The organism is Tenacibaculum litoreum, assembly GCF_964513915.1.
Lineage (GTDB): Bacteria > Bacteroidota > Bacteroidia > Flavobacteriales > Flavobacteriaceae > Polaribacter > Polaribacter litoreum.
In genome coordinates this window covers 455306-468810 of the sequence record NZ_CAZEQS010000002.1, presented here as the reverse complement: position 1 = coordinate 468810, position 13505 = coordinate 455306, and the positions used below count along the sequence as shown (strand labels likewise).

General features: G+C 31.2%; 13 protein-coding genes. All 13 read left to right on the top strand.

The window, feature by feature from the left end; translation table 11 throughout:
• Nucleotides 1-100: 100 nt before the first annotated feature.
• The 13 genes from ACKTTR_RS03490 (at nt 101) to ACKTTR_RS03430 (ending at nt 13455) form a co-directional block, all read left to right on the top strand.
• Complete coding sequence (locus ACKTTR_RS03490) at nt 101-3121, top strand: tetratricopeptide repeat protein (protein ID WP_408026543.1); 3021 nt, start codon at nt 101-103, stop codon at nt 3119-3121.
• A 39-nt stretch (nt 3122-3160) separates the two neighbouring features.
• The gene (locus ACKTTR_RS03485) at nt 3161-4942 is read left to right on the top strand and encodes a TonB-dependent receptor (RefSeq protein ID WP_408026542.1); all 1782 of its coding nucleotides are present in this window, start codon (nt 3161-3163) and stop codon (nt 4940-4942) included.
• Nucleotides 4943-4991: 49 nt separating this feature from the next.
• Nucleotides 4992-6431 carry a M20/M25/M40 family metallo-hydrolase gene (locus tag ACKTTR_RS03480; RefSeq protein WP_408026541.1) on the top strand — a complete coding sequence of 480 codons (1440 nt, stop codon included), beginning with the start codon at nt 4992-4994 and terminating at the stop codon, nt 6429-6431.
• Nucleotides 6432-6434: 3 nt separating this feature from the next.
• Complete coding sequence (locus ACKTTR_RS03475) at nt 6435-6794, top strand: DoxX family protein (protein ID WP_408026540.1); 360 nt, start codon at nt 6435-6437, stop codon at nt 6792-6794.
• A complete protein-coding gene (locus ACKTTR_RS03470; RefSeq protein WP_408026539.1) occupies nt 6794-8407 on the top strand; it encodes an amidohydrolase in 1614 nt (537 codons plus the stop codon). The genes ACKTTR_RS03475 and ACKTTR_RS03470 overlap by 1 nt, the downstream gene beginning before the upstream one ends.
• 51 nt (nt 8408-8458) lie before the next feature.
• Complete coding sequence (locus tag ACKTTR_RS03465; protein WP_133534685.1) at nt 8459-8794, top strand: DUF3703 domain-containing protein; 336 nt, start codon at nt 8459-8461, stop codon at nt 8792-8794.
• Nucleotides 8795-9055: 261 nt separating this feature from the next.
• Entirely contained in the window at nt 9056-9595 is a 540-nt protein-coding gene (locus ACKTTR_RS03460) for a sigma-70 family RNA polymerase sigma factor (protein WP_133534686.1), read from the top strand.
• A 40-nt stretch (nt 9596-9635) separates the two neighbouring features.
• Nucleotides 9636-10013, top strand: coding sequence for a potassium channel family protein (locus tag ACKTTR_RS03455; protein WP_133534687.1), 378 nt, complete (start codon nt 9636-9638; stop codon nt 10011-10013).
• A gap of 42 nt (nt 10014-10055) precedes the next feature.
• Nucleotides 10056-10745, top strand: coding sequence for an NUDIX domain-containing protein (locus tag ACKTTR_RS03450; RefSeq protein ID WP_408026538.1), 690 nt, complete (start codon nt 10056-10058; stop codon nt 10743-10745).
• Nucleotides 10746-10809: 64 nt separating this feature from the next.
• Nucleotides 10810-11646: a ribose-phosphate diphosphokinase gene (gene prs / locus ACKTTR_RS03445; protein WP_408026537.1), complete on the top strand. Its 837-nt coding sequence runs from the start codon at nt 10810-10812 to the stop codon at nt 11644-11646.
• Nucleotides 11647-11687: 41 nt separating this feature from the next.
• The gene (locus ACKTTR_RS03440) at nt 11688-12161 is read left to right on the top strand and encodes a macro domain-containing protein (protein ID WP_408026996.1); all 474 of its coding nucleotides are present in this window, start codon (nt 11688-11690) and stop codon (nt 12159-12161) included.
• Nucleotides 12162-12172: 11 nt separating this feature from the next.
• Complete coding sequence (locus ACKTTR_RS03435; protein WP_408026536.1) at nt 12173-12727, top strand: RNA 2'-phosphotransferase; 555 nt, start codon at nt 12173-12175, stop codon at nt 12725-12727.
• 2 nt (nt 12728-12729) lie between these two features.
• Entirely contained in the window at nt 12730-13455 is a 726-nt protein-coding gene (locus tag ACKTTR_RS03430) for a metallophosphoesterase family protein (RefSeq protein ID WP_408026535.1), read from the top strand.
• Nucleotides 13456-13505 lie beyond the last annotated feature (50 nt).

Sequence of the window (13505 nt, the reverse complement as noted above, 5' to 3'; positions counted from 1 at the left end):
AAATTTTATAACGTAATTCTGTAACATTTCTTACTTTTGATAAAATATCTCCCAACAAAAATAAAAAACTAACGTTATAGTTTCTAGATAACTAAAAAATATGAGATTTAACTGTTTCAAAAAAAGCTGCTACTTATTTCTTTTTTTAACCATTACAACAGCGGTAATAGCACAAGAATCGGCTATAAATACTGATGCAAATGCCGATTTTCATAAAGCAATACGTTTATACAACAACAAAGCATATGCTGCTTCACAAGAACTTTTTCGTGAAGTTTCTGTAAACTCTGAAAAACATCATAACTTAAAAGCTGATGCTGACTATTATGATGCTATGTGTGCAATAAAATTGCAGCAAGATGACGCTGATTATAGAGTTAATCAATTTGTTGAGAACTATCCGTACAACAATAAAAAGGAGAAGGCATTTTTAAATGTTGGTAATTATTATTTTGCTAACAGAAAAGCTGCTCATGCCCTAAAGTGGTATCAAAAAGTAAATGAGAAACTATTGAGTTTAGAAGAAAAAAATGAACTCAATTATAAAATGGGGTATGCACTATTAGTTTCTAATTACTTAAGAGATGCCAAATCTCGTTTTCAAACCCTGTTAGGAAATCCTATTTATGGTAATGACGCTCGTTATTACTACGGATACATTGCCTACAAGCAAGAAAATTTCGGAGAAGCTGAAGACAATTTAAGTCAACTAGCAAACGATGCTACTTACCAAGCAAAAGCAAATTACTATATATTAGACATCAGTTTTAAAGCTGGAAGATTCGATAAATCAATTCAAATTGGAGAACAATTATTAAAAACTACGAAAGATCAAAAAGAGATTTCTGAAATTTCTAAAATTGTTGGTGAAAGTTATTTCAATCTTAAAAAATACGAGAAAGCAATTCCGTTTTTAAAAGCCTATAAAGGAAAAAATGGCCGCTGGACAAATACCGATTACTATTATTTAGGCTATGCTTACTATCAACAAAAAGATTATGAGACTGCTATTAGCAACTTTAATAAAATTATAGGAGGTAATAATAAAGTAGCACAAAATGCTTACTACCATTTAGGAGAGTGTTATTTAGAGTTAGATAAAAAACCAGAAGCTTTAAATGCTTTTAAAAATGCCAGTGAAATGGATTTTGATGCTCAAATTACTCAAAGCTCTTCTTTAAATTATGCGAAGTTAAGTTACGAAGAAGGAAACCCGTATGAAAGTGTTCCAGATGTTTTAAAAGGCTTTTTAGCTAAATACCCAACATCTCCAAATGCTGCTGAAATTAGTAATTTACTAGTTACCTCATACCTACATCAGAGAGACTATCAAGGTGCTTTGGACTTTTTAAGCACTTCAGAGACTCCAGAGAGTAAAAGTATTATCAATGAAGTTTCTTTATACAGAGGTATTCAATTATACAACGAAAATAAAATAACAGAAGCTAAGCCATACTTTATAAATGCAACTCAATCAGAAAATACTACTGTGAGTAATAAAGCAGCTTATTGGTTGGCTGAAACCGAATATTCTTTAGGAAATTATCAAAATGCTCTTAAACACTTCTTATCTGTTACTGACAAAGATATTAACGAAGCTAAGATGCTAAATTACCAAATTGGGTACACAAACTTCAAACTAAAAAGTTATCCTAATGCTGCTAAATACTTTCAGCTATTTTTAGAACAAAATCTTGATGATAACGATTTAAATGATGATGCTTCCAATCGCCTAGGAGATTCTTTTTATGCTTCAAAAAGCTATACAAATGCTATAAAGGCATATAATAAAGTGATTCAAGAAGGTGGTGTAGGGTCTGATTACGCACAATATCAAACAGCTATGAGTAATGGCTTTTTAGGAAAAAACGATACTAAAGTCCAAGATCTTGAAACTTTAATTAATGATTATGATGGTTCTCAATTAAAAGATGATGCTTTATTTCAGTTAGCGACGACTTACACAACCATGAATAATGCTTCAAAAGCACAAAAAACCTACGAACGTTTATTAAAGAATCATCCAAAAAGCAACTATATTCCAAATGTATTATTGCGTCAAGGATTATTATATTATAGCAACAACAATAATAGAAAAGCTATTGAGAAGTATAAAGAAGTAGTTGCAAAGCATCCTAATTCTAACGAAGCAAGACAAGCAGTAACCAACGTTAAAAATGTATATATCGATATCGGTAAAGTAGATGAATACGCCGCTTGGGTTAAAAATGTAAGTTTTGCAAATGTTACTAATGCTGAACTAGATAACGCAACTTATCAATCTGCTGAAAATAAGTTCTTAGAGAACAACAACACTAAGGCTATTGAAGGTTTCAATAAATACTTACAACAATTCCCTAATGGAATTAACGTATTAAAAGCTCATTTTTACTTAGCTCAAGCTTACAACAACACAAAGTTATTTGATAAAGCTATTCCTCACTACACATACGTAAACAAGCAAACTAAAAGTGAGTTTACAGAAGAATCTTTAACCAAGTTAGCTAACATTTATTTACAAAAAGAAGATTGGAGCAACGGTATTTTAGTGCTTCAACAATTAGAAAAAGAAGCTAATTATCCGCAAAACATCATTTTTGCTCAAAGTAATTTAATGAAAGGATACTATAAAAAAGATGATTATAGTAATGCTATCAACTATGCAGAAAAAGTGTTAACCAAAGGAAAAATAGATACTAATATTGCTGAAGATGCTAAAATTATTTTAGCACGCTCTTCTTTCAAAAACAATGACTTTTTAACTGCTGAAGAATATTTTAATGAAGCTAGTAAAAAAGCTACTGGTGAACTGAAAGCTGAATGTTTATATTACAATGCTTTCTTTTTACATGAGAATAAAGAATACGAAGCATCTACCAAAGCTGTACAAGATTTAATTGCTAACTACTCATCATATAAGTACTGGGGAGTTAAAAGTTATATAATTATGGCTAAGAACTATTATGCTTTAAAAGATGCGTACCAAGCAACATACATCTTGGAGAACATCATCAAAAACTTTACACAGTATAAAGATGTGATTGAAGAAGCAAAAAATGAGCTTCGTACCATTAAGAATAAAGAAGCAAAAACAAACGAATCAGTAACTACCCAAAACTAAAATTTGTTAATAACAAACGAAAGTTAAATGACTAGATCGATGAAAAAGCACTTAAGTTTACTTGTTTTATTTGTAATAGCATATGCAAATGCACAAGAGAAAAACGTCACTAATAAAGCTAAAGACACTATTATAAAAACCGAAGTTGTAAATGTTGTAACTTCATATGTTCCTAAAATTACTGATGCTTTTAAAATAAAGCAAAAACCCGTAATTGAACACACTAAAGAAACTCAGAAAAAAGCTTTAGAATATCAAATATTTTCGGTTCCTGTTGCCTCTACTTTTATCCCAAAAAGTGGAACAATGAAAAAGGTAGATTTAGGTAAAAAAGAAAGGCTATACCCTAACTATGTATCGGTTGGATTTGGGAACGTCCTTTCACCTTTTTTAGAAGCTTATGTAAGACGTAGCGAAAGTTATAATAGCGAATTAGGAGCGCATTTAAAGTTTTTATTATCATCTGACCCTGTAGCAAACACAGAATTAAGTAGTACTTTTTACAATATTGATCTAAACTTAAACTACACACAACAAGAACGTTATTTTCAATGGTCAGCAGGTTTAGATGCTGAAAAAGATAAGTATAACTGGTATGGTTTACCTACAAACATTACGTTTACAGAAGCTACTTTAAGTGCCATTGAAGAAGCTCAAAGCTACAATCATATTAAAATTTTTGGTCAAATAAAACCTGATGATTCGTTTTTAGAAGAAGCTAATGGAGCAATCGCCTTTTTCTCTGACTCATTTGAAAGTGCTGAATTTTTAGTTGATGGTAATGCACAATTTCGTTTACCTTTAGATAATTTTCATCGTCAATTAAACGATTTGTATGTAAATACCACTATTAATTATTTAGGAGGTTCATTTGCTTATGCATACGATGCCATTACTCCGATAGATTACAACTTTATCACATTAGGTGTACATCCAACTTATAAATTTAACGTACAAGATTTAGCTGTTCAATTAGGAGCAAAAAGTTACTTTTCAATGGATACAGAAAATAGCGAAAATAACTTTTTCATCTATCCCGATGTAGAAATTTCATATTCTATTGTTAAAGAACTAGCAAATGTATTTGTTGGTGCTTCTGGCGATTTAACCACAAATATGTATCAATCTTTTACAGATGACAACCCATATTTGTCTCCTACTCTTGACATGAGACAAACTAATAAAAAGTTTGATGCTTTTGGAGGAATTAGAGGTAAGCTAAACCATCAATTTAGTTATAATGTAAAAGTAAGTTATGCCGATATTGAAAATAATCCATTTTTTGTACTGAATCAATCAAAATCAGAAGGTGATAACATTGCTGGAACTAACGGTTTTACTTTTTACGGGTATGAATATGGAAACTCTTTTAAAGTAATTTATGATGATATTAAGTTAATGACCTTTTTTGGTGAAGTTTCTTTTGACGGTATAAAAAACTTAACTATTGGAGCTAATGCTCAGTTTAATAAATTCACGTTAACTAACGAAACAGAAGCTTGGAATACACCTAAGATAAAAGGTGAAATTTTTGGAACCTATAAAACCAATAAATGGTTTGCAGGTGCTAACTTATACTTCGTAGGAGATCGTAAAGGAAGAGTTTACGATGCTTTACCTGCTGAGACCTTTACTTCAATAGACTTAAAAAGTTATTTTGATGTAAACTTTAACGGAGGCTATCATTTTGATGATTCTTTCTCTGTATTCTTAAACTTAAACAATGTTTTAAACAACAGCTATCAACGATTCAATAACTTTAATGTACAAGGATTTCAAGCAATGGGAGGTTTAACTTGGAAGTTTGATACGTTGTTCTAAAAATTAAAATATAAAACTTACATTTAGGGTGTTAAAACTAATACCCTAAATGAAAAAACTAACCTTTTTACTACTTACAAGCATTGCTTTCTTTGCTTGTAAAACAGAACAAAAACAACCTACAACCGCTTCAAATACTTACACTGAAGCAAATTACAAACAAGATTCTACACAAATAAAAAAACTGTTCAGTACTGCACTTACCCAAGGTAAATCGTATGAATGGCTACGTGATTTAACACAAAATATTGGAAGTCGTTTATCTGGTTCAGAAGGAGCAGCCAAATCAGTTATTTGGGGAGAAAAACTCATGAAAGAAGTTGGTTTAGACTCTGTTTGGTTACAACCTATTATGGTACCTCATTGGGTTCGTGGAGAAAAAGAAGTAGCTAATTATGAATTTAACGGAGAAAAAATAAACGTTCCTATTTGCGCTTTAGGAGGTTCAATAGCAACATCAACTAATGGAATTACTGCAGAAGTTATTGAAGTTAAAAACATTGAAGAAGCCAAAAAGTTAGGAGATAAAGCCAACGGAAAAATTGTGTTCTTTAACGGTGCTTTTGACAACACACTTATTAATACCTTTCAAGCTTATGGAGGTTGTGTAGGACAACGCTATGGAGGAGCTGCTATAGTTGGGAAATTTGGAGCAAAAGCAGTCATTGTTCGCTCTATGACTAATGGAATTGATGATTATCCACACACAGGTTCTATGGGGTACGGTGATATTCCAAAAGAAGAATACATTCCTGCAGCTGCTATTAGTTCTCGTGCTGCTGAAAATTTAAGTAAGCATTTAAAAGAAAAACCTAACTTACAGTTTTACTTTAAACAAAGTTGTAAAAACTTACCTGATGCCCCTTCACACAATGTTGTAGGAGAAATTAAAGGAAGTGAATATCCTAATAAAATTATGGTTATTGGTGGACATTTAGATTCTTGGGATTTAGGAGAAGGAGCACATGATGATGGAACAGGAATTGTACAATCTTTAGAAGTTGCTTATCTATTAAAAAAGAATAATATTCAACCAAAAAACACAATACGTATTGTATTTTTCATGAATGAAGAAAACGGTTTACGAGGAGCAACTGAATATGCTCGTTTGGCCAAACAAAATAACGAACTACATATTGGAGCTTTAGAATCTGATGCAGGTGGTCATACCCCTAGAGGTTTTTCTATCGATGCTAATGAAAGAAACTTACAACTAGTTCAAAGCTGGAAAAAGCTTTTAGCTCCTTACGGATTACATGATATTACTGCTGGAGGTGGCGGTGCAGACATCGGCCCTTTAAAAGACGACCATGTTACCTTAGTTGGCTACCGACCAGATTCACAACGCTATTTTGATTACCATCATGCCGCTACAGATACGTTTGACAAAGTTAATAAACGTGAATTAGAATTAGGGAGTGCATCTATGGCTAGTATTATATACTTAATGGACACATATTTATACAACGAAGAAGCTTTAAAACCTTAATTCATGGATACTCTTATCATAGTATTAAGAATCATATTAGGAATATTTTTCTCCTTTGCAGGTATTATGCACATTGTAAAACCTAGGATTTTCAATCGTTTTATCCCTAATTTTCTCCCAAAATTAGTTGTAAACTATATAGCTGGTTTATTAGAATTGGCAATTGGTATCGGACTACTAATTAATCAAACTTCCAAACAAGCAGCCTTAGCAATGTTTATATTAATGTTAATTTTCTTACCTATTCATATTTGGGATGTTTTTAGAGAAAAACCTGCAATTGGATCTAAGAAAATAGCTATTATAAGAGTGCCTCTTCAGTTTTTACTGTTATATATTGCCTATTTAATTTATACGTACTAATGAAAAAAACACTACTCTCTCTACTCGCTTTTAGTTTCCTGTTTTCTTGCAAACAAAAAGAAAAAGTAGACACTATTGTTATTAATTCCAATACCTATACGGTAAACTCTAATTTTGACACCTCTGAAAGTTTCGCTATTAAAGACGGAAAATTTATAGCCATAGGAAACAATAAAGAAATACAAGGAAAATATACAGCATTAAACATTATTGATGCTAAAAACAAACCAATATATCCAGGATTTATTGATGCACATTGTCATTTTTACGGATTAGGTTTACAACAGCAAAAAGTAGATTTGGTAGGAACTGAAAGTTATGATGAAGTACTACAACGCTTAATTGATTTTCAAAAAGAAAAAAACACAAGTTACATTACAGGTCGCGGTTGGGATCAAAACGATTGGGAAGTAAAAGAATTCCCTACCAAAGAAAAATTGGATAGTATATTTCCAAACACACCTGTAGCCATTCGTAGAATTGATGGTCATGCAATGTTAGTCAATCAAGCTGCTATTGATTTAGCTGGAATAACTCTTGACTTAAAAATTAACGGAGGAGAATTTATAAAAAAAGACGGCAAGCTAACAGGAGTGCTTATTGACAATGCAATGAATTTTATTAATAATCCAAAACCATCAAAAAAGGAACAAATTCAAGCTTTAAAAGATGCTGAAAAAATATGTTTCGATTTAGGATTAACTACCGTTGACGATGCTGGTTTAGATAAAGAAGTTATTGAATTAATTGACAGCTTACAACAATCGGGTGATTTAAAAATGCGTGTATATGCAATGATTTCTAACAATCAAAAAAACCTTGATTATTACCTCAACAAAGGAGTTATAAAAACTGACAGACTAAATGTTCGTTCTGTAAAAGTCTATGCCGATGGTGCTTTAGGATCACGAGGAGCTGCCCTTAAAGATGAATATTCCGACAAAAAAGGTCACTTTGGAGCTTTGGTTAACTCGTATGAAAACTTACAAAAAGTAGCCAAAAGAATTGCAAATTCAGAATATCAAATGAATACCCACGCTATTGGAGATTCTGCCAACTATGTAATGTTGAAAACCTACAATGAAGTATTGAAAAACAAAAACGACAGACGTTGGCGTATTGAGCACGCTCAAATAGTAGACGTAAAAGATTTTGACTTATTCAAGAATGTACTTCCATCTATTCAGCCAACGCATGCCACTTCTGATATGTATTGGGCTGAAGAACGTGTTGGTTCAGAAAGAATTAAAGGTGCTTATGCTTATAAAGATTTATTAAAAGAATATGGAAAAGTTGCTTTAGGTACCGATTTTCCTATTGAACATGTAAGTCCATTATATACATTTTATGCAGCAACCATCAGAAAAGATTTAAAAGGTTATCCTGAAAAAGGCTATCAAATGAACAATGCATTATCAAGAAAAAATGCCTTAAAAGGAATGACAATTTGGAATGCTTACGCAAATTTTGAAGAAAAAGAAAAAGGAAGCATAGAAGTTGGTAAAGTAGCTGATTTTATCATTTTAGATAAAGACATCATGAAAATCGATGGAAAAGAAATTCCAAATACAAAAGTTTTAGCAACCTATATTAATGGAGAAAAAGTAAATTAAAAATGCATCTTTTTCTATTCGCTGTAGTCTGATTTACAAAATCAATAAATCATGACACAACTACAACGAAAACAAGAATTTTACAGGCAGTTAACCTTAGCTAAAAAGGCACTTAAAAGCAAAAGCTTTCAGGTGTCTTTTTATCATTTAGAAAACGCTCATGTATTAGGACAAAAGCATGTTTATAGACACACCCTATCTCATTATTGGATGCTAGTTTACGGAATAAAAACAAGCAGTAGTAAAGAAATTATTGGACAATTTTTTAGAATTATAGCTTCAATTTTATTTACTTTAATTTGGGTTCCTACAGGGAATACAGGAGGTACAAATATTTCAGCAGTCAAACCTATTCCTATTAGAAAAGAACTTCGAAAATATTTTTAAAAATAAATGCATCTTTTTACTCTTTTTCTAGTCTACTATATAAACACACAAAACATATAATATCATGAAAAATAATAATCAATGTAGCTGCACTTGCGAAGGATGTAAAACAGGTGACTGTTCAAATTGTACTTGTGAAAATTGCACATGCAACAATTGTAACTGTTAATTAAATTAACTTTTTAATATTTTGTCATTCTGAATATAATGAAAGTAAAACGTTCATTTTATTCAGCGTGACATTTTTCGTAAATTTATACTATGACAACGCAACAAGTTTGGAAAAAATACGCAGATGATGTAAAACACTTTATTTTAAGTAAAGTGAAAGACTCTACTGTGACTGATGATATCTTACAAGAAACATTTATAAAAGTTCACACAAAACTTCATACATTAAACGATATTACCAAACTAAAATCTTGGATTTTTACGATTGCTCGCAATACAATGATGGATTACTTCAAAAACACTAACCAAACAGTTGAATTAAAAAATTTTGAAGCTCAAACAGACATAAAAGAACACGAACATACCGAGAAAGATTGTTTACGCGGAATCTTGCAAAGCTTACCAAAAAAGTATAGAGATCCGCTTTTTTTATCAGATATCAAAGGACTAAAACAACAGGAAGTTGCTGATACTTTAAAACAAAATTTACCTACAACAAAATCTCAAATTCAACGTGCTCGTAAATTAATTGCCCAAGGTTTTATGGATTGTTGTGGGTTTTCACTTAACGAAGATGGGAAATTGGTAGGTGAAATTCAAGACAAAGAAGATTGTAAAGTTTGTAAGTAAGTTATATATTCAACTTTTCTTCTAACTTATTTTTCAACTTATGGTTTCATTCTTTATCAACTTTTATCGTTTTTGTAAACTTGTTTTTATAGGTATCAAAAAAGATACTGAATTTAGATATTTATTCTTTTTTCTCTCTTTACTATTAACAAGTTCTACTATATTCTATCACAAAATTGAGCATTGGGAGGTTATAGACTCTTTATACTTCTCTGTGATGACAATGGCAACTGTAGGTTATGGAGATTTTGTACCCACACATAACATTAGTAAAATATTTACTATTATTTACACTTTTCTATCTATCGGAACTTTTGTAGCCTTTACAGCAAAAATTGTTCAATTTACATTGCAAAAAGACAATCGAAAAACACCTTTGCATAAGATAACCTCCAAGTTTAAAAATAAGAATCCTTAATTTTTTTAAAACTTTCGTAACTTTGTGTAAATTCAACACTAAATGAAGATATCACAAAATATAAAAGTTGCTGTAGATGCTGTTGTTTTTGGCTACCAACAAAAAGAACTTTCTGTCTTATTAATAAAAAGAGGGATTGAACCTTTTAAAGGAACTTGGGCATTGCCTGGTGGATTAGTTTTAGAAAACGAATCACTAGAGCATGCTGTTGAAAGAGAGTTATTAGAAGAAACAGGAGTTACTATTGATTATCTTGAACAACTATACACATTCGGAACTCCCAAAAGAGACCCTAGAAATAGAGTTATTTCTGTTACCTATTTTGGCTTGGTAAGTCCCAATCATTTTAAAATCAGTGCGAATACAGATGCTGCTGAAGTGCAATGGTTCCCTATTCATGAATTACCCAAATTAGCGTTTGACCACAATATTATTTTAACCACAGCTTTACATAGACTTCAAAACAAAATAAACTACCAACCTATTGGTTTTGAACTACTAAAAAAAGAGTTTCCTTTTTCTGATTTAGAAAATTTGTATCAAACAATCCTTGATAGAAAAATCGATCGACGCAATTTCAGAAAAAAAATAATGAGCTTCGAAATACTTACCGAAACAGACAAAATACACCAGCCATCTAGTGGTAGACCTGCAAAGCTTTTTAAATTCAATGCTAAGAAGTATAAAGAATTAGAAAAAAAAGGGTTTCACTTCGAAATTAAGTTTGCGTAAAAAAAACACTAAAACATTTTTTATTTTAAAAAACCATACTATATTTGTGTAAAAATTACGCAATATGATTTTAAACTTAGATAAAAACTTTACTCCCTACGGGACGAAAAACAGTATAGACTATAACTTCTTTACTTTTTTAGGAGGAGAACCACATATTAAAATCATTTCTGAATTTGAAAATGTAACAGAAGTAACAATTACACATCGTATTCAGTCTTTTAATGATATAGGTACGTTATTATTAGCTACCAATGCGCTCAAAAATATGGGAATAAAAAAACTACATGTGGTACTTCCCTATTTTCCAGCTGCTCGTCAAGACAGATTGATGGTATCTGGGGAACCTTTATCAGTAAAAGTATATGCAGATATTATAAATGCTCAGAATTACGAGTCTGTAACTATTTTCGATCCACATTCGGAAGTAACTCCTGCCCTATTGAATGACTGTAAGGTTGTTGACAACCATAAATTCATAAAGCAAGTAACACAACAACTATCTGATGATTTAATACTAATTTCTCCTGATGGTGGTGCTCTAAAAAAGATATATAAAGTTGCTGCACATCTTCAAAACTATGAAGTAGTTGAATGCTCTAAAAGCCGAAATGTAAAAACCGGTCAACTAACAGGTTTTAAAGTATATACTGATAACCTACAAGGTAAAGATTGTTTGATTGTAGATGATATATGTGATGGCGGCGGAACCTTTTTAGGACTAGCTAAAGAACTAAAAGCTAAAAATGCAGGGAATTTATATTTAGCCGTAAGTCATGGAATATTTAGTAAAGGTTTCGAAGAGCTTGAAAAATATTTTACTAAAATTTTCACTACAGATAGTTTTAAAACTACTGAAAATAAGAATTGTATACAAATTGAATTGGGAAAATTGCTATAAGACCATAAAAAAATTGCTATGAAAAATAAAATCATTAAATGATGAATGATGTTAAGTACATAAAAGGAGATGCAACCCAACCAAAACAAGAAGGTAATAAAATTATTGTTCATGTTTGTAATGATATTGGTGGTTGGGGAAAGGGTTTTGTAATGGCAATTTCTAAAAGATGGAAAGCTCCAGAAAAAGAATATCGTAACTGGTATAAAACCAAAGAAAATTTTAATTTAGGAGAAGTTCAATTTATACAAGTTGAAGAAGATTTATGGGTTGCAAATCTTATAGGGCAACACAAAGTTAGGAAAGATGAAAATGGTAATCCACCAATTCGTTATGAAGCTATTCAACTGGGATTACAAAAAGTATATGAAAAAGCAAAAGAGTTAAACGCATCTGTTCACATGCCAAGAATTGGCTGTGGATTGGCTGGTGGAACGTGGGATAAAATAGAGCCTTTAATAATAAAAGAGCTCATAAAAAAATCTATTTCCACTACAGTATATGATTTTGACTAAAAATCTAAACTATGAATGAGAAAAACACAAAAAGAATAAGTAAGTTTTTAAGCCTAATATTAAGGCATCAACCAGAAAAAATTGGATTGACCTTAGATATAAATGGATGGGCTTTATTAGATGAGCTAATTACTAAGTCGGAAAATAATGGTGTTTCTTTTACTAAAGATGAATTGGATTTTGTCATAAAAACAAACGATAAACAACGATTTTCATTTAACGAAGACAAAACAAAAATAAGAGCAAACCAAGGACACTCTTTAAAAAATGTAACAATAGTAACTGAAACAAAAACTCCTCCTCCTTTTTTATACCATGGAACGGTTGCTAAATTTATTCCTTCAATAAAAGAAAACGGATTGCAAAAAATGAGCAGACAACATGTTCATCTAAGTTCCGATTTAGAAACTGCAAAAAAAGTAGGTAGCAGAAGAGGTAAACCTATAATCTTGACTGTGCAATCAGATGATATGCATAAAAAAGGGTTTAAATTCTTTTTATCAGAAAATGGAGTTTGGTTAACTAGTTTTATTCCGACTGAGTTTATCAAATTTGAAGATTTATAATTATGAGAACATTTGTTATTGGAGATATCCATGGAGGACTGAAAGCTGTTCCACAAGTTTTAAAAAAAGCACAAATCACCCCTAAAGATACACTCATTTTCCTTGGTGATTATGTAGATGGTTGGAGTGAGTCAGCACAAGTAATTGATTTTTTAATAGAGCTAAACAAAAAATATAAATGTATTTTCATTAAAGGAAATCATGATTTATGGTGTGAAGACTGGTTGAGAACTGGTGAAGGTGAAGCTATTTGGTTAGCACATGGAGGTGAAGAAACCAAAAAAAGCTACGAATCTTATTCAGAAGAACAAAAACAAAAACATCTGGTATTTTTTCAACAAATGAAGCCTTACTATATCGATGACAAAAACCGTTTGTTCATTCACGCTGGTTTTACCTCTATGCACGGAGTTGAAAAAGAGACTTTCAAATTAAATTATCATTTTGATAGAACCTTATGGGAAACTGCTTTAGCTACTGATAAAAACTTATCTGAAAAATCTGAACTATACCCAGAAAGGTTCAAACACTATTCAGAAATATACATTGGCCACACACCAACTATACGCTATAATTCATCAACCCCTATAAACGCTTTAAACCTATGGAATATTGATACGGGAGCTGCATTTACAGGATGTTTAACAATTATGGATATTGACAGTAAAAAGTTTTGGCAAAGTGATCAAGTAAAAACTTTGTATGCAAACGAAAAAGGAAGAAACTAGAAGATATTTTTCGTCTATGTCAATTGATTTTAAATAAAATCCTTAAAAAT

Bases quoted from the DNA above. Each gene is read 5' to 3' on its own strand.
- ACKTTR_RS03490 (WP_408026543.1), top strand. From the start codon at position 101: ATGAGATTTAACTGTTTCAAAAAAAGCTGCTACTTATTTCTTTTTTTA.
- ACKTTR_RS03485 (WP_408026542.1), top strand. From the start codon at position 3,161: ATGAAAAAGCACTTAAGTTTACTTGTTTTATTTGTAATAGCATATGCA.
- ACKTTR_RS03480 (WP_408026541.1), top strand. From the start codon at position 4,992: ATGAAAAAACTAACCTTTTTACTACTTACAAGCATTGCTTTCTTTGCT.
- ACKTTR_RS03475 (WP_408026540.1), top strand. From the start codon at position 6,435: ATGGATACTCTTATCATAGTATTAAGAATCATATTAGGAATATTTTTC.
- ACKTTR_RS03470 (WP_408026539.1), top strand. From the start codon at position 6,794: ATGAAAAAAACACTACTCTCTCTACTCGCTTTTAGTTTCCTGTTTTCT.
- ACKTTR_RS03465 (WP_133534685.1), top strand. From the start codon at position 8,459: ATGACACAACTACAACGAAAACAAGAATTTTACAGGCAGTTAACCTTA.
- ACKTTR_RS03460 (WP_133534686.1), top strand. From the start codon at position 9,056: ATGACAACGCAACAAGTTTGGAAAAAATACGCAGATGATGTAAAACAC.
- ACKTTR_RS03455 (WP_133534687.1), top strand. From the start codon at position 9,636: ATGGTTTCATTCTTTATCAACTTTTATCGTTTTTGTAAACTTGTTTTT.
- ACKTTR_RS03450 (WP_408026538.1), top strand. From the start codon at position 10,056: ATGAAGATATCACAAAATATAAAAGTTGCTGTAGATGCTGTTGTTTTT.
- prs (WP_408026537.1), top strand. From the start codon at position 10,810: ATGATTTTAAACTTAGATAAAAACTTTACTCCCTACGGGACGAAAAAC.
- ACKTTR_RS03440 (WP_408026996.1), top strand. From the start codon at position 11,688: ATGAATGATGTTAAGTACATAAAAGGAGATGCAACCCAACCAAAACAA.
- ACKTTR_RS03435 (WP_408026536.1), top strand. From the start codon at position 12,173: ATGAATGAGAAAAACACAAAAAGAATAAGTAAGTTTTTAAGCCTAATA.
- ACKTTR_RS03430 (WP_408026535.1), top strand. From the start codon at position 12,730: ATGAGAACATTTGTTATTGGAGATATCCATGGAGGACTGAAAGCTGTT.